The organism is Asanoa sp. WMMD1127 (genome assembly GCF_029626225.1).
Classification (GTDB): domain Bacteria; phylum Actinomycetota; class Actinomycetes; order Mycobacteriales; family Micromonosporaceae; genus Asanoa.
This window is the reverse complement of sequence record NZ_JARUBP010000001.1, coordinates 5,650,297-5,670,649: the sequence shown is the minus strand read 5'-3', so window position 1 is coordinate 5,670,649 and position 20,353 is coordinate 5,650,297. Positions and strand designations below refer to the sequence as shown.

Genomic DNA, 20,353 nt, shown 5'->3' with positions numbered 1-20,353 from the left:
GGTACGGCCATGTTCGACGTCCCGCCGCGGCGCCTGGGTGCGTTCGCGGCCGCCGTGGCGAGCGCCGTGGCGCTCACCGCGTGCAGTGCCGGGAGCCTCGGCTCCAGCGAGGAAGGCGGCAAGACCGCCATCTCGCTCCTGGTCGACAACGCCGAAGCCACCGTGAAGACGGCCGAGCAGGTCGTCAAGGACTTCGGCGCGAAGAACCCGGACATCACCGTCAAGGTCGAGACCCGGCCGCAGGGCACCGAGGGCGACAACATCGTCAAGACCCGGCTGTCCACCGGCGACATGAGCGACGTCTTCTTCTACAACTCCGGCTCGCTGTTCCAGGCCCTCAAGCCCGAGCAGAACCTGGTCGCGCTCGACGACCAGCCCTACGTCGGCCAGCTCGACGACAACTTCAAGACCACGGTGTCCAGCGGCGGCAAGGTGTTCGGCGCGCCGTTCGGCACGTTCATGGGCGGCGCGGTGCTCTACAACCGCAAGGTCTACGAGGACCTCGGCCTGCAGGTGCCCAAGACCTGGGCCGAGTTCATGGCCAACAACGCGAAGATCAAGGCCGCCGGCAAGGTCGCCCCGGTCATCCAGACCTACCAGGAGACCTGGACCTCGCAGCTGTTCATCCTCGGCGACTTCCACAACGTCTCGGCCGCCGACCCGTCGTTCGCCGACAAATACACCAAGAACCAGGTCAAGTACGCCACCTCCCCTGCGGCGCTGAAGGGCTTCCAGCACCTGCAGGAGGTGCACGACGCCGGCTACCTCAACAAGGACTTCGCGTCGGCGAAATACGAGGACGGCCAGCGGATGATCGCGCTCGGTGAGGGCGCGCACTACCCGATGCTGACCGCGGCCGTCGCCAACATCGCCATCAACAACGCCGACAAGGTCGACGACGTCGGCCTGTTCGCCCTCCCCGGCGACGACGCCGCCACCAACGGCCTGACCGTCTGGGCGCCGGGCGGCGCCTACATCCCGACCTCGACGAGCGGCGCCAAGCTCGACGCGGCCAAGAAGCTGCTGGCCTTCATCGCGAGCCCCGACGGCTGCGCCTCGCAGGCCAAGGCCTCGCCGCCGACCGGCCCGTTCGCGGTCAAGGGATGTACGCTGCCCTCCGACGTGCCGCAGTCGATCAAGGACATGCAGCCCTACATCGACCGGCAGGGCGGGTCCAGCCTGGCGTTGGAGTTCCTGTCGCCGGTGAAGGGTCCCTCGCTCGAGCAGATCTGCGTGGAGGTCGGTTCCGGCATCCGCAAGGCGGCCGACGGCGCCACGCTGTACGACCGGGACGTCGAGAAGCAGGCCCAGCAGCTCGGGTTGCCGGGCTGGTAGAGATGGCCGCCGCGGCCCCTGTCCGGGGCCGCGGCGCCCACGTACGAGAGGCCGTGCGATGACGACGCGACGCAGCCCGTACCCGTCCTGGTTCTATCTGCCCGCCGCGCTCATCTACGGCGTGCTGTTCCTCGTGCCGACGTTCGCGTCGTTCTACTTCAGCCTCACCCGCTGGACCATCTTCGACTCGCACTTCATCGGCTTCGAGAACTTCGTGAACTTCTTCCGCGAGCCCGCGCTGGTCTCCGGCCTGACGCACACGCTGGTCTACGCGGTGGTCACCTCGGGCCTCAAGGTGGTCCTCGGGATGCTGCTGGCCGTGCTGCTCACCTCGCAGATCATCGGCCGCGGCTACCTGCGCTCGGTGGTCTTCTTCCCGGTGCTCGTCAGCACGATCGGCGTGGGCCTGACGTTCACGGTGCTGATGAACCCCGAGCGCGGCCTCATCAACGAGTCGCTCGGCGTGCTCGGCATCTCCGGGCCGGGCTGGCTCACGGATCCGGACTACGCGCTGCTGTCGGTGGCGCTGGTCGACGTCTGGAAGGGCGTCGGGCTGGCGACCCTCATCTACATCGCCGGCATCGTCTCGATCCCGCAGGAGTACTTCGAGGCCGCCCGCGTCGACGGCGCCAGCTCCACGGCCAGCTTCTTCCGCATCATCCTGCCGCTGGCCCGACCCGCCACGGTGACGGTCGTCATCCTGTCGCTGATCGGCGGCCTGCGCTCGTTCGACCTCATCTGGGCGATGACGCGGGGCGGCCCGGGCTTCACCTCCGACGTCATCGCGTCGGTCATCTACAAGCAGTACCAGGCCGGCTTCTACGGCCTCTCCACCGCGGGCAACGTGATCCTGTTCCTGGTGGTCACCGCCATCGTCCTGCCGCTGTACTGGTTCCTGTCGCGCAAGGAGGTCGAGCTGTGACCGCGACCGCCGCCACCCGTCGCCGCCCGCGCCGCCGGAACTACTGGCTCAGCGGCGTGGCCATTCTGCTGTCCATGGTGGTCTTCCTGGTGCCGTTCGCGTTCATCCTCCTGACCGCGGTCAAGGACCGGCAACAGGCCGCGCTGCTGGACTTCTCCTGGCCCGAGAACTTCCAGGTCGTGCAGAACTTCATGGACGTGGTAAAGGCCCGTGACTACATGCTCATCATCGCGTTCATCAACAGCACGATCCTGACGGTCGCGAGCGTGGCCATCATGGTGGTGCTGGCCGCGATGGTCGCCTATGTGTTGCAGCGCAGGAAGTCCCGCTGGAACGTGCTCATCAACTTCCTGGTGCTGTCGGGCCTCATCATCCCGCCGGCCGTCGTACCCACCATCTGGGTGCTCCAGAGACTGGGCCTGTTCCGCACGATGCCCGGCCTGATCCTGGTCGAGGTGGCGTTCGGCATCTCGTTCGCGATCCTGCTGTTCCGCGCGTTCATCGCCAGGATCCCCCGCGAGCTCGACGAGGCCGCCATCATCGACGGCGCGTCGCCCTTCCGGTTGTTCTTCCGGGTCATCTTCCCGCTGCTGCGCTCGGTCGCGATCACGGTGATCGTCGTGCAGTCGGTCACGGTCTTCAACGACTTCGTCAACCCGCTCTACTTCCTGCCCGGCGAGCAGAACGCGACCGTCCAGCTGACGCTCTACAACTTCTCGAGCCAGTTCACGTCGCAGTACAACCTGCTGTTCATGAACATCCTCCTCATCACGATTCCGCCCCTGATCATGTTCATGTTCTTCAACCGCCGCATCGTCGAGGGAATGACCGCCGGCGCGATCAAAGGCTGAGGAGCGGAAAGGAGCAACCTTCTCGTGTCACCGTCGGCGACCTTCCTGTTGGAGCGCACCCACCGGGCGGGGCTGCGCGACGTCGTCGCGGTCCGGCCGGCGGCGGGCGGGCTCGCGGCGCTCGCGGGCATCGCCACCCGCCGCGACGCGCCGCCCGTGTTCGTCAAGGCCTTCGCGGACCCGCCGGCCGACGACGTGTTCGCCGCGGAGGCCGAAGGGCTGGCCGTCCTGCGCGACCGAGGCGGCGTGGCGACGCCCGAGGTGGTCCTCGCCGATCGGGAACTGCTCGTGCTGTCCATGCTGCGACCCCGGCCGCGCAGCGAGGCGTTCTGGGAGCAACTCGCCCATGCGCTCGCCCGCCTGCACCTGACCATCACCCATCCCCGCTTCGGCTGGCACCGTGACAACTGGCTCGGCCGCCGCCGGCAGGTCAACACCTGGGACGCCGACGGGTTCCGGTTCTTCGCCACGCACCGGCTGCTCCGGTGGCTCGGCGAACCCCGCGTCGAGGCGGCGCTCGACGCCACCGACCGCGCGGCGCTGGAACGGTTGTGTGACCGGCTGCCCGACCTGCTACCGGACCGACCGGCCTGCCTGACCCACGGCGACCTGTGGGCCCAGAACGTCCTGGCCACCGCGGACGGGCGCCCCGCCCTGATCGACCCGGCGGTCTCCTACATGTGGGCCGAGGTGGACCTCGCCCACGTGTGGACCACCGCGCCGCCGCCGGAGGCGCACCGGTTCTTCGCGGTCTACGCGGAGCTGACCGCCCTCGACGACGACTGGCGCGCCCGCATGCCGATCGTCCAACTGCGGCAACACCTCGCCGTGCTGGCCCAGTTCGACGACGACTGGGGCGCCGCCGACCAGATCCGCGCCACCCTCGCCCCGTTCCGACCCCGCACCTGAGCGCGGTCTAGCGGGTGCGGCGGCGTTTGCGTTCGCTGGACTGGCGGATGGCCAGCTCCGGCTGGAAGACCACGTGGCGGTGCTCGTGGTGGTCCGGGTCCGTGGACTCCTCCAGCAGCAGCTGCGCCGCCGTGCGGCCCAACTGCTCGCGGGGCTGGCGCACCGACGACAGCGGCACCGCCGCGCCGGCCGCGAACTCGATGTCGTCGTAGCCGACCAGGGCGACGTCGTCGGGCACGCGCAGCCCGTGGGCGGTCAACGCCTGCAGCACGCCCAGGGCCACCAGGTCGTTGGCGCAGAAGATGGCCGTCGGGCGGCGGGCCGACGGCAGGGCGACGATCTCGTCGGCGGCCTGGCGACCGGCCGAGACCGACAGGACCGGCGTCTCCACCACCAGCGGCGCCGGCAGGCCCTGTTCGGACAGCGCCGCCTCCGCGCCGGCCCGGCGGTCGGTGACCTGGCGCAGGCCCAACGGGCCGCCGACGAAGGCGATCCGGCGGTGGCCGCGCTCGGCCAGGTGGGCAGCGGCGATGCGGCCGCCGAGCACGTCGTCGACGGCGACCGAGCACTGGTTGGCCAGGCCGGCGCCGCGGTCGACCAGGACCACGGGGATGCCGCGACTGACGATGCGGTCGAGGCGGGGCTGGCGGCCGTCGCTGACCGGGGTGACCAGGATGCCCTGGACCCGCTGCTCCTCGAGCACCTCCAGGTGCCGGTGCTCGCGGGCCATGTCGCCGCCGCTGTTGCAGACCACCACCATGCCGCCGCCGGCTTCGACGATCGACTCCGCGCCGCGGACCACGTCGGTGAAGAACGGGTTCGACACGTCGAGCACCACGATGGCGACGGTGCGGCTGCGGCCGGCCCGGAGCTGGCGCGCCGAGTCGTTGCGGACGAAGCCGAGCTCCTCGATCGCCTCCTGGACCCGCTTGCGGGTCTGCGGCGAGACGATGTCGGGGCGGTTGAGCACGTTGCTCACCGTGCCGAGGGACACCCCGGCCCGTTGCGCGACCTCTTTGATGCTCGCCGCCATGGTCGATCAGCGTACGCGATCCACTGAAACGTCTCATACCTTGACTCCCCCGCCGGATGACGGATATCTTCGATGCCGAACCTGAAACGTTTCAGGGGACACGTGCCGGCGCGGAGGACCCAGACATGACCGAGCTTGCCCAGGCGACCCGGAGCCGCGTGCTGGCGGCGCTGCACGACCAGCGGATCGAGACCGCCTCCTGGGCGTTCGGCAACTCCGGCACCCGCTTCAAGGTCTTCGCCCAGGAGGGTGTCCCCCGCGACCCCTACGAGAAGATCGCCGACGCCGCCACCGTGCACCGCTTCACCGGCGTCGCTCCGACCGTCGCGCTGCACATCCCGTGGGACAAGGTCGACGACTACGCCGCCCTCGCCGCGTTCGCCAAGGAGCGCGGCATCGGCCTCGGCGCCATCAACGCCAACGTGTTCCAGGACGACGACTACAAGCTGGGCTCGGTGACCAACCCCGATCCACGCGTACGGGCGAAGGCGCTCGCCCACCTCCTCGAGTGCGTCGACATCATGGACGCCACCGGCTCCCGTGACCTCAAGCTGTGGTTCTCCGACGGCACCAACTACCCCGGCCAGGACGACATCCGCACGCGCCAGGACCGGCTCGCCGAGGCGCTCCGCTCGACGTACGACCGGCTCGGCGCCGACCAGCGGATGCTGTTGGAATACAAGCTCTTCGAGCCGGCCTTCTACACCACCGACGTGCCCGACTGGGGCACCGCGTACGCCCACTGCCTGGCGTTGGGCGACCGGGCCCAGGTGGTCATCGACACCGGGCACCACGCCCCCGGCACCAACATCGAGTTCATCGTCGCCGTCCTCCTGCGCGCGGGAAAGCTCGGCGGGTTCGACTTCAACTCCCGGTTCTACGCCGACGACGACCTCATGGTCGGGGCGGCCGACCCGTTCCAGCTGTTCCGCATCATGTGCGAGATCGTGTCCGCGGACGCCCTCACGTCGTCCGCCGGGATAGCGTTCATGCTCGACCAGTGCCACAACATCGAGCCCAAGATCCAGGCGGTGATCCGGTCCGTGACCAACGTGCAGGAGGCCACCGCCAAGGCCCTGCTCGTCGACGCGACCGCGCTGGCCGCCGCCCAGCGCGCGGGTGACGTGCTTGCCGCCAACGACGTGCTGATGGACGCGTACCACACCGATGTCCGGCCCCTGCTGCGGTCGCTGCGCGAGGAGATGGGGCTCGACCCGGATCCGGTCGGCGCCTACAAGCGGTCCGGCTACCACGAAACCGTCAAAGCCGAGCGCGTCGGCGGCCAGGCCGCCGGCTGGGGAGCCTGATGTCCACGGTGGATGACCTGATCCAGCGGTCCAACCGGCTGGGTGCCGACCCGCGCAACACCAACTACGCGGGCGGCAACACGTCCGCGAAGGGCACGGCCACCGACCCGGTCACCGGCGGTGACGTGGAACTGTTGTGGGTCAAGGGCTCCGGCGGTGACCTCGGCACGCTGACGCCCGCCGGGCTGGCGGTGCTGCGGCTCGACCGGTTGCGGGCGCTGGTCGACGTCTATCCCGGCGTCGACCGGGAGGACGAGATGGTCGCCGCGTTCGACTACTGCCTGCACGGCCGGGGCGGCGCGGCGCCGTCGATCGACACCGCGATGCACGGCCTCGTCGGCGCCGACCACGTCGACCACCTCCACCCCGACTCCGGCATCGCGCTCGCCACGGCGGCCGACGGCCCCACCCTGACCAAGGAGATCTTCGGCGACCGGGTCGCCTGGGTGCCGTGGCGGCGTCCCGGCTTCCATCTCGGCCTCGACATCGCCGCCGTCCGCCGGGCCAACCCGCAGGCGATCGGCGTGATCCTCGGCGGGCACGGCATCACCGCCTGGGGCGCGACCAGCGCCGAGTGCGAGGCCAACTCGCTGGAGATCATTGAGACGGCGGCCGCCTACCTCGCCGAGCACGGCCGGCCGGAGCCCTTCGGGCCGGTCGTTCACGAGCCCCTTCCCGAGCCCGAGCGACGCGAGCGGGCCGCCGCGCTCGCCCCGGTGATCCGCGGGCTCGCCTCCACCGACCGGCGCGTGGTCGGCCACTTCACCGACACGCCTGAGGTCCTCGACTTCCTGGCCCGCGCCGAGCACCCCCGCCTGGCCGCGCTCGGCACGTCGTGCCCCGACCACTTCCTGCGTACGAAGGTGCGCCCGCTCGTCCTCGACCTGCCGCCGACCGCGCAGCTGTCCGATGTGGTCGACCGGCTCCGCGCACTGCACACCGCCTACCGCGACGGCTACCGGGCCTACTACGAGCGGCACGCCACGCCCGACTCCCCGCCGATGCGCGGCGCCGACCCCGCGATCGTGCTCGTGCCCGGCGTCGGCATGTTCTCGTTCGGCGCCAACAAGCAGACCGCCCGGGTCGCCGGCGAGTTCTACGTCAACGCCGTCAACGTGATGCGCGGCGCCGAGTCGGTCTCCCGCTACGCGCCGATCGACGAGGCCGAGAAGTTCCGCATCGAATACTGGCGGCTCGAGGAGGCCAAGCTCCAGCGCATGCCCAAGCCCCGGCCGCTGGCGAGCCGGGTCGCGTTCGTCACCGGCGGCGGCTCCGGCATCGGCCGCGCCATCGCCCACCGCCTCGCCGCCGAGGGCGCCTGCGTCGTCGTCGCCGACCGCGACGGCGCGGCCGCGGCCCGCGTGGCGACCGAGATCGGCACCACCGACGTCGCGATCCCGGTCACCGCCGACGTCACCGACACCGCCGCCGTCGTGGCCGCCCTGCGCCAGGCCAGCCTCGCGTTCGGCGGCGTCGACCTGGTCGTCAACAACGCGGGCCTGTCCGTCTCCAAGCCCCTGCTGGAGACCACCGACGCCGACTGGGACCTCCAGCACGACGTCATGGCCAAGGGCTCCTTCCTGGTGTCCCGCGAGGCCGCCCGCATCCTCGTCGCCCAGGGTTGCGGCGGCGACATCGTCTACATCTCCTCCAAGAACTCCGTGTTCGCCGGCCCCAACAACGTCGCCTACGGCTCGGCCAAGGCCGACCAGGCCCACCAGGTGCGCCTGCTGGCGGCCGAGCTCGGCCCGCACGGCATCCGGGTCAACGGCATCAACCCCGACGGCGTCGTACGCGGCTCCGGCATCTTCGCCGGCGGCTGGGGCGCCAAGCGGGCCGCGGTCTACGGGGTCAAGGAGGAGGAGCTCGGCGCGTACTACGCCCAGCGCACCCTGCTCAAGCTGGAGGTGCTGCCGGAGAACGTGGCCAACGCGGTGTTCGCCCTCACCGCCGGCGACCTGTCGCACACCACCGGCGTGCACGTGCCCGTCGACGCCGGGGTCGCCGCGGCGTTCCTGCGGTGAGCGCGTACGCCGCCGTCGACCTCGGCGCCGCCAGCGGGCGCGTGGTGGTCGGCCGGCTGGGCGACGGCCGGCTCGACCTCACGACGGTGCACCGGTTCGCCAACCAGCCCGTACGGGCCGGCGGCACGCTGCACTGGGACGTCCTCGCGCTCTACGCGGGCATCCTCGACGGGTTGCGGGCCGCCGGCCCCGTCGACAGCGTCGGGATCGACTCGTGGGCCGTCGACTACGGGTTGCTCGACGCGACCGGGGCCCTGCTGGGCAATCCCGTGCACTACCGGGACTCCCGCACGGACGCGGTCTGGAAGGCGACCGCCGCCCGGTTGGGCGAGGAGCGGCTCTACGCCACCACGGGGTTGCAGCAGCTGCCGTTCAACACGCTCTACCAGCTGGCCGCGGCGGCCGGCACACCGCAGCTCGCCGCCGCCCGGCACCTGCTGCTGATCCCTGACCTGATCGCCTTCTGGCTCACCGGCTCGGTCGGGGCCGAGGAGACCAACGCCTCCACCACCCAGCTGTACGACGTGCGGGCACGCGCCTGGGCGACCGACCTGATCGCCGACGCCGGGCTGCCGCTCGAGCTGTTCCCGCCGCTGCGCCGGCCCGGCGACCGGATCGGTCCCGTGCGCGCCGAGCTGCCCTATGCCACCGACGTCGTGGCGGTCGGGTCCCACGACACCGCCTCCGCCGTGGTCGGGGTGCCGGCCGACGGGACCGACTTCGCGTACATCTCGTGCGGCACCTGGTCCCTGGTCGGTGTGGAGCTCGATGTGCCGGTGCTCACCGAGGCCAGTCGGCTGGCCAACTTCACCAACGAGGGCGGGGTCGACGGCACGATCCGTTACCTGCGCAACGTGATGGGGCTCTGGCTGCTGCAGGAATGCGTACGCGCGTGGGGTGGCGCCGAGCTCGCCGCGCTGCTGCGGGCGGCGGCCGACGAGCCGGCGTTCGGCGCCGTCGTCGACGCGGACGACCCCGTGTTCCTGCCGCCGGGCGAGATGCCGGAGCGGCTCGCCGCCGAGTGCCGGCGCACCGGCCAGCGCGCTCCGTCGACGCGGCCGGCGTTGGTGCGGTGCATCATGGACAGTCTGGCCCTGGCCCACCGGCGGGCGGTGCGGGCGGCGGAGTCGTTGTCCGGGCGCGAGGTGCGGGTCGTGCATCTGGTCGGCGGCGGCGCGCACAACGAGCTGCTGTGCCAGCTGACCGCCGACGCCTGTGGGTTGCCGGTGCTGGCGGGTCCGGTGGAGGCGACGGCGGTCGGCAACGTGCTTGTCCAGGCGCGCGCGGCCGGCGTGGTGCGCGGCGACCTGCCCGCCCTGCGCGAGCTGGTGCGGAAGACGCACGAGGTGCGGCGCTACGAGCCGCGCGGCGACACCGCGGCGTGGGACGCGGCGGCCGGTCGGCTGGGGTGACCCCGGAGTCGTTACGCGGGGCGACGGTCGCCACCTTCGCCGCGTTCGGCGCGTCGGGGTTGGCGTTCGCCAGCCTGTTCGCCCGCATTCCGCAGATCCGCGACCAGCTCGGCCTGACTCCCGGCGGGCTCGGCCTGACGCTGCTGGCCGGGTCGGCGGGCTCGGTGCTCGCGCTGGTCCTCGCCGGTCCGGTGGTGGCCCGGCACGGGTCGCGGCGGGTCGTCTCCGTCAGTGCGGTGCTGTTCGCCGTCGGGCTCGCGACGGCGGCGGTCGGCGCGCTGGTGGCCGTGCTGCCGGTGGTGGTCGGCCTGTTCGTGCTCGGCGCCGCCACCGGGGCGTGGGACGTCGCGATGAACCTGCAAGGGACGGTGCTGGAGCGGCACCTCGGCCGGCCGATCATGTCGCGGTTGCACGCCGGGTTCTCGGTCGGCACCGTGGCCGGCGCGCTGGTCGGGGCCGCGCTGGTGGCGCTGTCCGTGCCGGTGGCGGTGCACCTGGGCGTCGTCGCCGTGGTGGTGGCCGGGTGCGTGCCCGGCTTCGCGCGTGGTTTCCTTCCTGACGAGCCCGCCTCGGCCGGGCCGGCGCCGCGGACCGGCTTCGGCGCCTGGCGGGAGCCGCAGACCCTCCTCATCGGACTCTTCGTGCTGGCCTTCACGCTGGCGGAGGGCGCGGGCAACGACTGGATCGTCATCGCGGCGGTCGACGGGCACCGTGCGGCGCCGGCGATCGGCACGCTGGCCTTCGCGGCGTTCCTGGCGGCGATGACCGCCGGGCGGTGGTGCGGGCCGTGGCTGCTGCACCGCTACGGCCGGGTGCCGGTGCTGCGCGGGCTGGCGGTCACGGGTCTGGTCGGCGCCGCGCTGTTCGTGTTCGCGCCGGCGCTGCCGCTGGCGTTGGCCGGGGCGGTGCTGTGGGGGCTGGGCACGGCGCTGGGCTTCCCGGTCGGGATGAGCGCCGCGGCCGCCGACCCCGCGTTCGCCGCGGGCCGGGTGAGCGTGGTCGCGACGATCGGCTACTGCGCGTTCCTCGCCGGTCCGCCGCTGCTGGGGCTGCTCGGCGACCGGCTGACCGTACTCCGGGCGCTCGTGGTCGTGGCCGTGCTGTTCGGCGTGGCGACGTTCCTCAGCGGGGCGTTGCGCGAGGGCGCCGCACGCTGAAACTTGTCGGTGGTGGCTGTCAGGATGTCGCCATGGAGCAGACGCTGACCCGCCAGCAGGCCTCGGACGCGGTTCTCGACCTGGGCTGGCGGTTCCTGCTGGGATCGTTGCGCGCGGCGGTGCCGGTCGGATCACTGGCGGAGGCGGCCGCCGTCGCGACGCGCGCCGTCGCGGCGTGCGGCGACGACGCCGACGGGCACCTACGCGTCGACCTACGGTCGGACCGGGTCGTGCTCGCGCTGCAGTCGCTCTCCCGCGGCGAGGTCACGGGCCGCGACGTCGACCTGGCCCGGCGTGTCTCGACCGCCGTCGAGCACGCCGGGTCGCCGTCCACTGGTGCCCTCCAGCTGCTCGAGATCGCCATCGACGCCCTCGACATCGCGGCGATCCGACCGTTCTGGGCGGCGGTGCTGGGCTACGCCGCCGAGCCGGGAGGCGGCGGGCTCGTCGACCCGGCGGGCCAGGGGCCGGCGATCTGGTTCCAGCAGATGGACGAGCCGCGCCCGCACCGCAACCGCATCCATTTCGACCTGTGCCTGCCGCACGACGAGGCCGCGGGCCGGATCGCGGCGGCCCAGGCGGCCGGCGGGCGGCTGGTCTCCTCGGCGGGCGCCCCCGCGTTCTGGATCCTGGCGGACGCAGAAGGCAACGAGATCTGCATAACGACCTGGCAGGGTCGCGACTAGCCGCGATGCGGCCGGAAGGGGGGCGACCACGAACAGGGGCGAAGCCGAGCGGTTCTAAGTATGCGGGCTCAACCTCGAGCTTGCCCGCGCGTGGGAGGGTGGCGCGGTGCGGAAGTCGACGGGGGTCGTGGTGGGCGCCGCGGTGGCGGTGCTCGCCGTCGCGGTGGGTGGGGCCGTGCTGGTGCGGGACGGGGCGACGGGGCGGCGCCCCGACCGCACCGACGCGGCCGATGCGTGGCGGGTGGTCGAGCGGGCTTTCCCGGTCGACGACGAGTGGATGGGCGGGCCGCAGGTCCTGCTCGCGGACCCGAAGCGGTGCTTCACGGGCTTCGGCCGCGACGGGCTGTCCACCGCCTACTGGGTCGGCACCGGCGACTGCGCCACCGCCGAGGTGGTGACGCCACCCAAGCGGCCGCAGGGCGACTACCTGCCGGGCGACGACCGCAACGGGATCCTGTCGGCGGTGCCGGCCCGCGGCGGCGGCTACCTGGCGATCGCGAAGCACACCTTCGCGAACGACGCCTACGCCTACAACACGTCGATCCTGCGCGGCGACGGCACGCCCGAGGGGTGGCGGACCGTCGCCCGCTTCGACGCGGCGGACGGCGAGGACCCGCAGGCCAGCCACGTGGGCCCGATCGCGCTGACGACGACGCGGGACGGCTACGTCGCGGTCGGCCGCGACAACGACCGCCCGCTGGCGTGGCTGTCCGCCGACGGGGTCAGCTGGCGCGCGGTCGACCTGCCCGCCGATGGCGCCGTTGGCGTCGGCGTCAACGCCGTCGCCGCGGCGCCCGACGGACGGTTGGTGGCGATCGGCACGAGCGCGCGACCCAACGAGCACTACGCCATCCGTACGTGGGTGTCGGCCAACGGCGGCCGAACCTGGCAGACCGGCACGATCCCCGACCTGGGCGGCGACCCCCAGCTCCCCCTGCTGCTCCACGACGGCCGGCGATTCGTCGCACTGGGCGGCGCCGACGGCGACCTCCGCGGCGCGGCCCTGGTGCTCACGTCGCCGGACGGCCAACACTGGCAACGCGACGAAGCGGCTGCCAACGCCCGCATGATCACCGCGGCCACCGTGCTGCCCGGCGGCGAGCTGCTCGCCGTCAGCAGCACGGGCGAGGAGCAGGAAACCGAGGAGTCCGGCGGCACCCGCGAGTGCGCCGCCGCCTGGCACAGCAGCCCCGACGGTTGGATCCGAGAGGAACTCGGCTGCCTCGGCGTCCCGACCTCGCTGACCGTGCTGAAGGACGGCCGCGTGGCCGCGGTCCACTGGACCACGCTGTTCCTCCGCGCCGCCAAGACGCCCTGACCCGGCGATCAGCCGCGCACGCCATGACCGCCGGCCCGCGCGTCGCGGCGCCGGGGACGTCGCCGACGAGGACCCGGCGCGCCGGTTAGGGCGGTCCGCGGTACACGCGGTACACGCGGGCCGGGCGGTCCAGGCGGACCGGGTGGTCCGGGCGGACCGGGTGGTCCGGGCGGACCGGGCGGTCCAGGCGGACCGGGCGGTCCACGCGGTCCGCGGTCCGCGGTCCGGGCGGACCGGGCGGTCCGGACAGTCCACGCGGTCCGCGGTCCGCGGTCCGCGGTCCGCGCGGTCCACGCGGTCCACTCGGTCCACGCGGTCCGGGCGGTCCACGCGGTCCGGGCGGTCCACGCGGTCCGGGCGGTCCACGCGGTCCGCGGTCCGGGCGGTCCGGGTGCGGTCAGGTCAGCCGGTCATCGGGCCGGTCGACTCGCGCACCGTGAGGTAGGTCGGCAGCACCACCGCGCGGCGTTGTGGCTGCGGCGCCCGGTGGTCGAGGCCCGCCACCAGCAGCGACACCGCCATCCGGCCGGCCTGTTCGATCGGCGCGGTCAGGGTCGTCAGCGGCGGGTTGCTGAAGTCGGCGCCGAAGATGTCGTCGCAGCCGACCACGCTGACGTCCGCCGGCACCCGCACGCCGCGCTCCCGCAGCCGCGTCAGCATGCCGATCGCGAACAGGTCGTTGAACGCCACGCACCCCGTCGCGCCGCTGTTGAGGACCGCGTCCGCCGCCGCCGTGCCCGAGCCCCGGCCCGGCGGGAAGGGGCCGACCCGCTCGGCCGGGAGCCCGTGCCGCGCGAGCGCCACCCGCATCGCCTGCCAGCGGGCCTGGTTGGACCACGACTGGGTCGGGCCCGCTACGTAGACGATGGACCGGTGGCCGAGCGAGACCAGGTGCTCGACCGCCTGCGCGATGCCCGCCGGGGTGTCGATCACGACGCTGGGTACGCCGCGCACGTTGCGATTGACCGTGACCAGCGGGATCTCCGCGGCCAGGGCGACCAGCGACCGCGCCGGCAACCGGGACGCGCCCAGGATCGCGCCGTCGAGTGAGCGGCGCATCGTGTGCAGCATCTCGATCTCGTGGTCGGCCGAGTCCTCCGTGTCGATCAGGAGGTGCGCGTAGCCGGCCGCCTTCAGCTGCTGCTGCGTACCCCTGATCATGCCGAAGTAGAACGGGTTGGTGACGTCGGAGACCACCAGCGCGACCGTGCCGGTGCGACCCGAGGCGAGCGCTCGGGCCGGCGGGTGCGGCACGTAGTCGAGCTCCCGCGCCGCCGCCTGGATCCGCTCCCGGGTGGCCGCGCTGACCCGGGACGGCCGGGACAGCGCACGCGACACCGTCGAGGTCGCCACGCCCGTCGCCGCCGCGATGTCGGCGATCGTCACCGGCCGGCGCCGCCCGCTCTCCGTCACGGTCGCCAGCCAACCATCGATGGCAACACATGGCAAACGGTTGTCATCGGGTTGACCGGGGTGGCAGCGTCGGCCCACACATCACCCCATCGACCATCCCCACTCCCTCGCAGGAGTTCCTATGGACAGAAGAAGGTTCGTCGCACTGGCCGGCGCCCTCGCCCTGACCGCGGGCCTGGCCGCCTGCGGTTCCGACGACGGCGAAGGAGCCGGCGGCGACAACGAGGGCGTCACCCTCACCATGCTCATGGGCGTCAACAACATCTATCCCGAGCAGCAGCGGCAGTGGTTCGCCGAGGTCTCCGACAAGTTCAAGCAGGAGACCGGCGCGACCGTGCGGTTCGAGACGTTCGCCTCCGCCAACGACGAGCTGACGAAGATCCAGACGTCGGTGGTCGCGGGCCAGGGCCCCGACGTCTACGCGCTCGGCACGACCTTCACCCCCACGGCGTACGCGACGGGCGCGTTCGTCGAACTGAAGGCCGACGACTGGGACAAGGTCGGCGGGCGCGACCGGTTCCTCCCGGCCACGCTGGGCATCTCCGGGCCCGACCAGGAGCACGAGGTCGGCATCCCGTTCGCCAGCCGGCCGTTCGTCATGGCCTACAACAAGGAGATGCTGGCGGCGGCCGGCATCGACAAGCCCGCCGACAGCTGGGACGGCCTGCGCGACCAGGCCAAGCAGCTGACCAAGGGCGGGCAGCACGGCCTGGCGATCGGTTACGCCGACGGCTTCGACCCGTGGAAGTTCATCTGGGCGATGACGATCCAGGCGGGCACGCCGGTGGTGCAGGACGGCAGGGCCGCGCTCGACGGCCCCAACACCAAGAAGGCCTACGAGACCTATCTGGGTTGGCTGGCGACCGACAAGGTGGTCGACCCCGCCGCCGTCGGTTGGAAGAACGCCCAGGCGATCGCGGCGTTCGGTGAGGGCAAGGCGGCGTTCCTGCCGATGGTCTCGGCGAGCTCCAAGGTGACGCTGGACAAGTCGAAGGTCGCCGGGAAGTACGCGTACGCCGTGATGCCGACGATCCCGCCCGGCGCGACCAGCCTCCCCTCCGGCGGAGTCGGCGCGACCAGCATCCTCTCGGGCGACAACGTCGTGGTCGCGAAATACAGCAAGCACAAGGACCTCGCGCTGGCCCTGGTGAAGCTGCTCACCAGCGAGGAGATGCAGACGAGCTACTACCGGACGTTCGGCGAGCTGCCGACCAACCAGGCCGCGGCCGACAAGCTCGGCAGCGACCCGGCGCTGGCCGCGATCGTCGAGTCGGCCGGCAAGTCCGAGAACACCCCGTTCACCGGCGGCTGGAGCCAGGTGCAGCTCGCGCTGACCAACGTGGTCGTGCAGTCGATCCCCGACCTGTCCGCCGGCCGGGTCGACGACGGCAAGCTGACCGGCCTGCTCGGCCAGGCCCAGACCACCGCGCAAGAAGCGCTCGACAAGGCGAAGTGACCCGGCCGCGCCGCACCGCCACCCGGCAGGGACGTCCACTCTGGATGTTCCTGCCGGGCGGCGTGCTCACCCTCCTGGTCATCGTCGCCCCGCTGCTGCTCGCGCTCTACATCTCGCTGCTCGACCTCGACCAATATTCCATCCGCGAGTGGGTCGGCGCCGAGTTCATCGCGTTCGACAACTACGTCGAGGCGGTCCGCGACTCACACCTGGTGCACGCGATCGGCATCAGCATCGCGTACTCCGCGCTCGTCACCGTCGGCTGCCTGCCGCTCGGCCTGGCGGCGGCGGTCGCGACCCAGGACCGGTTCAAGGGCCGCGGTCTCGTCCGCTCGGTCCTGCTGGTCCCCTACGTGCTCCCGGCGTTCGTGGTCGGCAGCACCTGGCGGATCATCCTCCAGCCGGACGGCATCGCGAACCGGGTGCTCGGCACCGACGGGCTGTGGCTCAACGGCCCGCGCAGCTTCTGGGCGCTGGTGCTCGTGCAGCTCTGGGCCGGCTGGCCGCTGGTCTACCTGCTCGCCGCGGCCGGCCTGCAGTCGGTCGACGCGACCGTGCACGAGGCCGCGGCCCTCGACGGCGCCGGCTGGTGGGCCAAGCTGCGCCACGTGGTCCTGCCGCAGCTGCGTGGCCCGGTCTCCCTGGCGCTGGTCATCTCCTTCCTGCACAACGTCAACAGCTTCACGCTGCCGTTCGTGCTGTTCGGCGTGCCCAGCCCGTACGACGTCGAGGTGTTGCCCGTGCTGACCTATGTGGAGAGTTTCCAGAACTTCGAGTTCGGGCTGAGCGTCGCGATGGCGGTGGTCTCGCTGGTCCTCGTGGCCATCCCGATGGCGGTCTACCTGCGGGCCGTGCGCCTGGACACCGGCCGGGACCGGGGTTCGCGATGAGGTCCCGCTCGGAAGACGTCGCCCGCCTGCTGCCCGGCCCGCTGCGCGCCGTCGTGCTGGCCGTGCTGCTGCTCGTCACCCTCGGCCCGCTGGCCTACATGGCCCTCGCGAGCGTCAGCTCCGACCTCGCCGTCGCGCGCGGCGCGCTGTGGCCGGACGGGTTCCACATCGACAACTACGCCCGGATCTGGTCGACCACCGGGCTCGGCCGCGGCCTGGTCAACAGCGTGCTGGTCGCCGGCGCCGTGGCCGTGGTCAGCGCGTTCGTCGCGCTGCTGTCCGCGTACGTCCTGGTGCGCTATGCCTTCCGCGGCCGCGTCGCGGTGCTGCGCGCCCTGCTCGCGCTGCAGAGCATCCCCGGCACCCTGTTGCTGCTGCCCGTGTTCGTGCTGTTCGCCAGCGCCGCCACCGCGCTCGGCGTCACCATCATCGGCACCCGGTGGGCGGTGCTCGTCACCTACCTCACCTTCGCGCTGCCGTTCTCGACGTGGGTGATGGTGACCTACCTGCGTGAGCTGCCGCCGGAGCTCGACGAGGCGGCGCGGGTCGACGGCGCGTCGCCGTGGCGGGTGCTGACCCGGGTGATCGCCCCGCTGAGCTGGCCCGGCCTGGTGGTCAGCGGCGTGTTCGCGTTCCTGCTCGGCTGGAACGACGTGCTGTTCGCCTCGGTGCTCACCAATCCGGACACCCGCACGGCCGCGGTCGAGCTGCAGATCTTCGGCGCGAGCCAGGAGGGCGGCGCGCTTCCGGTCTACGGGCAGCTGATGGCGGCCGCCCTGGTCTGCGCCGTCCCGGTGGTCGCGCTCTACCTCGTTTTCCAGCGTTACCTGGTGGCCGGCCTGACGACGGGAGGCGTGCGATGACACAGTGGACACTGTCCGGCTTCGGCGACGAGATCGATCCGGATCCCGTGGTGCAGCTGGCCGTCCTGGCCGCCCTCGGCGCCCGGCATCTCGAACTGCGCAGCGCCTGGGACGTCAACGTCGTCGACCTCGACGCCGGCCGGCTCGACCGGATCGCCGCGCTGCTCGCCGAACGGGGCATGGCGGTGTCGGCCATCGCGTCGCCCATCGGCAAGGTGCAGATCACCGACGACCCGGCCGGCGAGCGCGACCGCCTGACCCGGGCGATCGCCGCCGCGCACCGCCTCGACTGCCGCTATATCCGCCTGTTCTCGTTCTACCGCCCGCCCGGCGTCACCGCGCAGGACATCCGCGACGAGGTGCTGACCCGGATGCGGGACTGGGCCGCGACGGCCGAGCGGGAAGGGGTCGTGCTGGTGCACGAGAACGAGAAGGAGATCTACGGCGACACACCGGAGCGCGTACGCGACATCGTCGAGTCGGTCGGCTCCCCCGCCCTGCGGGTCGCCTGGGACAACGCCAACTTCGTGCAGGTCGGCGTGCGGCCGTTCACCGACGGCTACGCACAGCTCCGCCCGTACCTCGAATATCTGCAGGTCAAGGACGCGATGGCCGACACCGGCGAGGTGGTGCCGGCCGGCGCGGGCGACGGCGAGCTCCGGGAGACGCTGACCGCCCTGCGCGACGACGGCTACGCCGGCTTCGCCTCGCTCGAACCGCACCTCGCCCTGCAGAGCGCCACCGGCGGCTTCTCCGGCCCCGCGGAGTTCGGCCGGGCCGCCCGGGCGTTCGCCGCGCTCACCCACGAGATCGGAGTCCAGACGGCATGACGACAATCCCCGTCACGGTGGTCGGCGCCGGCATCATCGGCGAGACGCACGCCGACGCGGTGCTCCGCCATACCCGGCTGCGGGTGGCCGCGGTCGTCGACCCGGACGCCGCCGCCCGCGACGCGCTGGCCGCCCGGGTGGCCGACGCGGGCCACCCGGCGCCCGAACGGTTCGCGGACCTGGCCGGTGGTGCGCTGGTGCCGGGCGGCCTCGTCACGGTCTGCACCCCGACCGGGCTGCACGTCGAGGTGGCCGAGCGGGCGCTGGAGGCCGGCGCGCACGTGCTCGTCGAGAAGCCGCTCGACACCGCGCCGCGGATCGCCCGCCGGCTCGCCGACCGGGCCGACGCGTTCGCGGCCCGCGGGCTGGTCGCCTCGGTGGTCAGCCAGCACCGGTTCGACCCGGCGAGCGTGGCGGTCGCGGCGGCCGCCCGCGCGGGCGGTCTCGGCCGGCTCACCTCCGCGGTGGCGTCGGTGCCGTGGTGGCGCGCACAGTCCTATTACGACTCGGCCGAGTGGCGCGGCACGTGGCGGCTCGACGGCGGCGGCGCGCTGATGAACCAGGGCGTGCACACGGTCGACCTGCTCCTCTGGCTGCTCGGCACGCCGGTGACCGTCTCCGCCTTCACCGCGCGGCTGGCCCACGAGGGCATCGAGGTGGAGGACGTGGCGGTCGCGGTGCTGCGCTTCGCGTCCGGCGCGCTGGCCACTCTGCACGCCACGACGGCCGGGCATCCCGGCATCGGCGTGCGGCTGCAGGTCCACGGCACCGCCGGCTCCGCCGTCATCCACGACGACCAGCTCGAGTTCCTCAACGCCACGGCCGGTCCGGCGCCGGTCGAGCGCGCGGCCGACGCGGTGCCGGCCGGCGAGCTGCGCGGCGCGGCCAAGCCCGACGACAGCTTCGTGCAGGGACATCTCCGCCAGTACGACGACGTGGTGGCCGCCATCGACGGGGGGCGGCCACCCGGCGTCGGCCTGCACGACGGGCTGCTCGCGGTCGCGACCGTCTACGCGGTGTACGCGTCGGCCGCGCTCGGCCGCCCGGTCGCGTTCGACGACGTGCTGCGCGGCGCGCTCGACGACGTGGTGGAGGTGACCCGGTGAGGTTCTCGGTCTTCACGGCCTCGACTCCGGAGTGGACACCCGCGGAGGCGGCGCGGGAGCTGGCCGCGCAGGGCTGGGACGGCGTGGAGTGGCGGGTCACCGACCAGGCCGACGCGGCCGCGCCCGGCTTCTGGGCCGGGAACCGCGCCACCTGGCCCCTGACCGGGCTGGAGTCGAAGCTGCCCGAGATCGCCGAGGTGACGCGGGGCGCCGGCCTCGACTTCTCCGCCGTCGGCGCCTATGTGCCGTGCGGCGACCACGACGACGTCGAGCGGGTGCTGGCCGCGACCGCCGCCCTGGGCGCCGGCCGGGTCAGGATCACGATGCCCAAGCTGGGCCCCGCGCCGTACCCGGAGCTGTTCGCCGCCGCCCGGACCGACCTCGAGTGGGCCGCGGGCCGGGCGTCCGCGCACGGCGTGACCGCCCTCGTCGAGCTGCACCACGGCACCGTGGCCGCGTCGGCGTCGGCCGCGTTGCGGCTGGTGGACGGCCTCGACCCGGCCCGCGTGGCGGTCATCCACGACGTCGGCAACCTGATCCACGAGGGGCACGAGGACCACCGCTCGGCGTTCGAGCTGCTCGGGCCCTATCTGGCGCACGTGCACGTGAAGAACGTGGCCTGGCGGCCGGTGGGCACACGGCCGGACGGGTCGACCGCGTGGGCCGCCGACTGGGCGCCGCTGCGGGAGGGCCAGGCCGACCTCGGCGCCTACTTCGCCGCGCTGCGGGCCGTCGGTTACACCGGCTGGGTGACCGTGGAAGACTTCTCGACGGCGCTACCGCTGGCGGAGCGCACCCGGGACAACCTCGCCTACCTGCGTACCCTCGCGGGTTGACCCTC

General features: G+C 72.6%; 18 protein-coding genes. 16 read left to right on the top strand and 2 right to left on the bottom strand.

What is annotated here, in order from left to right; all coding sequences use genetic code 11:
- Positions 1–9 precede the first annotated feature (9 nt).
- From O7635_RS27030 to O7635_RS27015, 4 genes are read left to right on the top strand one after another with little or no spacing between them, the layout of a single operon-like run.
- Entirely contained in the window at positions 10–1,335 is a 1,326-nt protein-coding gene (locus tag O7635_RS27030; RefSeq protein WP_278083289.1) for an extracellular solute-binding protein, read from the top strand.
- Between the two features lie 58 nt (positions 1,336–1,393).
- Positions 1,394–2,257, top strand: a complete 864-nt coding sequence (locus O7635_RS27025; protein WP_278083288.1) for a sugar ABC transporter permease — start codon at positions 1,394–1,396, stop codon at positions 2,255–2,257.
- Positions 2,254–3,108, top strand: a complete 855-nt coding sequence (locus tag O7635_RS27020) for a carbohydrate ABC transporter permease (RefSeq protein WP_278083287.1) — start codon at positions 2,254–2,256, stop codon at positions 3,106–3,108. Before O7635_RS27025 ends, O7635_RS27020 begins: the two co-directional genes overlap by 4 nt.
- 24 nt (positions 3,109–3,132) lie before the next feature.
- On the top strand, positions 3,133–4,017 hold the full coding sequence (locus tag O7635_RS27015) for a fructosamine kinase family protein (RefSeq protein ID WP_278083286.1): 885 nt from the start codon (positions 3,133–3,135) through the stop codon (positions 4,015–4,017).
- A 7-nt stretch (positions 4,018–4,024) separates the two neighbouring features.
- On the opposite strand, the gene O7635_RS27010 is transcribed toward O7635_RS27015, so the two are convergent.
- Positions 4,025–5,050, bottom strand: a complete 1,026-nt coding sequence (locus O7635_RS27010; RefSeq protein ID WP_278083285.1) for a substrate-binding domain-containing protein — start codon at positions 5,048–5,050, stop codon at positions 4,025–4,027.
- Between the two features lie 125 nt (positions 5,051–5,175).
- Between O7635_RS27010 and rhaI the strand changes: the two genes are divergently transcribed.
- The 6 genes from rhaI to O7635_RS26980 all read left to right on the top strand — a co-directional run bounded on the left by rhaI (position 5,176) and on the right by O7635_RS26980 (position 12,954).
- Positions 5,176–6,357 carry an L-rhamnose isomerase gene (gene rhaI / locus O7635_RS27005; protein ID WP_278083284.1) on the top strand — a complete coding sequence of 394 codons (1,182 nt, stop codon included), beginning with the start codon at positions 5,176–5,178 and terminating at the stop codon, positions 6,355–6,357.
- Positions 6,357–8,381 (top strand): bifunctional aldolase/short-chain dehydrogenase, encoded by a 2,025-nt coding sequence (locus O7635_RS27000; RefSeq protein ID WP_278083283.1) that lies wholly within the window; start codon positions 6,357–6,359, stop codon positions 8,379–8,381. Before rhaI ends, O7635_RS27000 begins: the two co-directional genes overlap by 1 nt.
- Entirely contained in the window at positions 8,378–9,793 is a 1,416-nt protein-coding gene (locus tag O7635_RS26995; RefSeq protein WP_278083282.1) for a rhamnulokinase family protein, read from the top strand. Before O7635_RS27000 ends, O7635_RS26995 begins: the two co-directional genes overlap by 4 nt.
- Positions 9,790–10,950, top strand: a complete 1,161-nt coding sequence (locus O7635_RS26990) for an MFS transporter (protein ID WP_278083281.1) — start codon at positions 9,790–9,792, stop codon at positions 10,948–10,950. The genes O7635_RS26995 and O7635_RS26990 overlap by 4 nt, the downstream gene beginning before the upstream one ends.
- Before the next feature lie 32 nt (positions 10,951–10,982).
- Complete coding sequence (locus O7635_RS26985; protein WP_278083280.1) at positions 10,983–11,636, top strand: VOC family protein; 654 nt, start codon at positions 10,983–10,985, stop codon at positions 11,634–11,636.
- A 106-nt stretch (positions 11,637–11,742) separates the two neighbouring features.
- The gene (locus O7635_RS26980; RefSeq protein WP_278083279.1) at positions 11,743–12,954 is read left to right on the top strand and encodes a hypothetical protein; all 1,212 of its coding nucleotides are present in this window, start codon (positions 11,743–11,745) and stop codon (positions 12,952–12,954) included.
- A 402-nt stretch (positions 12,955–13,356) separates the two neighbouring features.
- On the opposite strand, the gene O7635_RS26975 is transcribed toward O7635_RS26980, so the two are convergent.
- Positions 13,357–14,367 carry a LacI family DNA-binding transcriptional regulator gene (locus O7635_RS26975; RefSeq protein ID WP_278083278.1) on the bottom strand — a complete coding sequence of 337 codons (1,011 nt, stop codon included), beginning with the start codon at positions 14,365–14,367 and terminating at the stop codon, positions 13,357–13,359.
- 121 nt (positions 14,368–14,488) lie between these two features.
- On the opposite strand from O7635_RS26975, the gene O7635_RS26970 reads away from it, so the two are divergent.
- Genes O7635_RS26970 through O7635_RS26945 form a run of 6 tightly spaced genes read left to right on the top strand, consistent with a single transcriptional unit; the run spans position 14,489 to position 20,348 of the window.
- Positions 14,489–15,823: an extracellular solute-binding protein gene (locus tag O7635_RS26970; RefSeq protein WP_278083277.1), complete on the top strand. Its 1,335-nt coding sequence runs from the start codon at positions 14,489–14,491 to the stop codon at positions 15,821–15,823.
- Positions 15,820–16,713 carry a sugar ABC transporter permease gene (locus O7635_RS26965; protein WP_278083276.1) on the top strand — a complete coding sequence of 298 codons (894 nt, stop codon included), beginning with the start codon at positions 15,820–15,822 and terminating at the stop codon, positions 16,711–16,713. The genes O7635_RS26970 and O7635_RS26965 overlap by 4 nt, the downstream gene beginning before the upstream one ends.
- On the top strand, positions 16,710–17,576 hold the full coding sequence (locus O7635_RS26960) for a carbohydrate ABC transporter permease (protein WP_278083275.1): 867 nt from the start codon (positions 16,710–16,712) through the stop codon (positions 17,574–17,576). The genes O7635_RS26965 and O7635_RS26960 overlap by 4 nt, the downstream gene beginning before the upstream one ends.
- Positions 17,573–18,406 (top strand): sugar phosphate isomerase/epimerase family protein, encoded by an 834-nt coding sequence (locus O7635_RS26955; RefSeq protein ID WP_278083274.1) that lies wholly within the window; start codon positions 17,573–17,575, stop codon positions 18,404–18,406. The genes O7635_RS26960 and O7635_RS26955 overlap by 4 nt, the downstream gene beginning before the upstream one ends.
- Complete coding sequence (locus O7635_RS26950) at positions 18,403–19,512, top strand: Gfo/Idh/MocA family oxidoreductase (RefSeq protein WP_278083273.1); 1,110 nt, start codon at positions 18,403–18,405, stop codon at positions 19,510–19,512. The genes O7635_RS26955 and O7635_RS26950 overlap by 4 nt, the downstream gene beginning before the upstream one ends.
- Positions 19,509–20,348 carry a TIM barrel protein gene (locus tag O7635_RS26945; protein ID WP_278083272.1) on the top strand — a complete coding sequence of 280 codons (840 nt, stop codon included), beginning with the start codon at positions 19,509–19,511 and terminating at the stop codon, positions 20,346–20,348. The genes O7635_RS26950 and O7635_RS26945 overlap by 4 nt, the downstream gene beginning before the upstream one ends.
- Positions 20,349–20,353: the final 5 nt, after the last annotated feature.

Coding starts and splice junctions, on each gene's coding strand:
- O7635_RS27030 (WP_278083289.1), top strand. CDS start 10: ATGTTCGACGTCCCGCCGCGGCGCCTGGGTGCGTTCGCGGCCGCCGTG.
- O7635_RS27025 (WP_278083288.1), top strand. CDS start 1,394: ATGACGACGCGACGCAGCCCGTACCCGTCCTGGTTCTATCTGCCCGCC.
- O7635_RS27010 (WP_278083285.1), bottom strand. CDS start 5,050: ATGGCGGCGAGCATCAAAGAGGTCGCGCAACGGGCCGGGGTGTCCCTC.
- rhaI (WP_278083284.1), top strand. CDS start 5,176: ATGACCGAGCTTGCCCAGGCGACCCGGAGCCGCGTGCTGGCGGCGCTG.
- O7635_RS27000 (WP_278083283.1), top strand. CDS start 6,357: ATGTCCACGGTGGATGACCTGATCCAGCGGTCCAACCGGCTGGGTGCC.
- O7635_RS26985 (WP_278083280.1), top strand. CDS start 10,983: ATGGAGCAGACGCTGACCCGCCAGCAGGCCTCGGACGCGGTTCTCGAC.
- O7635_RS26970 (WP_278083277.1), top strand. CDS start 14,489: ATGGACAGAAGAAGGTTCGTCGCACTGGCCGGCGCCCTCGCCCTGACC.
- O7635_RS26960 (WP_278083275.1), top strand. CDS start 16,710: ATGAGGTCCCGCTCGGAAGACGTCGCCCGCCTGCTGCCCGGCCCGCTG.
- O7635_RS26955 (WP_278083274.1), top strand. CDS start 17,573: ATGACACAGTGGACACTGTCCGGCTTCGGCGACGAGATCGATCCGGAT.
- O7635_RS26950 (WP_278083273.1), top strand. CDS start 18,403: ATGACGACAATCCCCGTCACGGTGGTCGGCGCCGGCATCATCGGCGAG.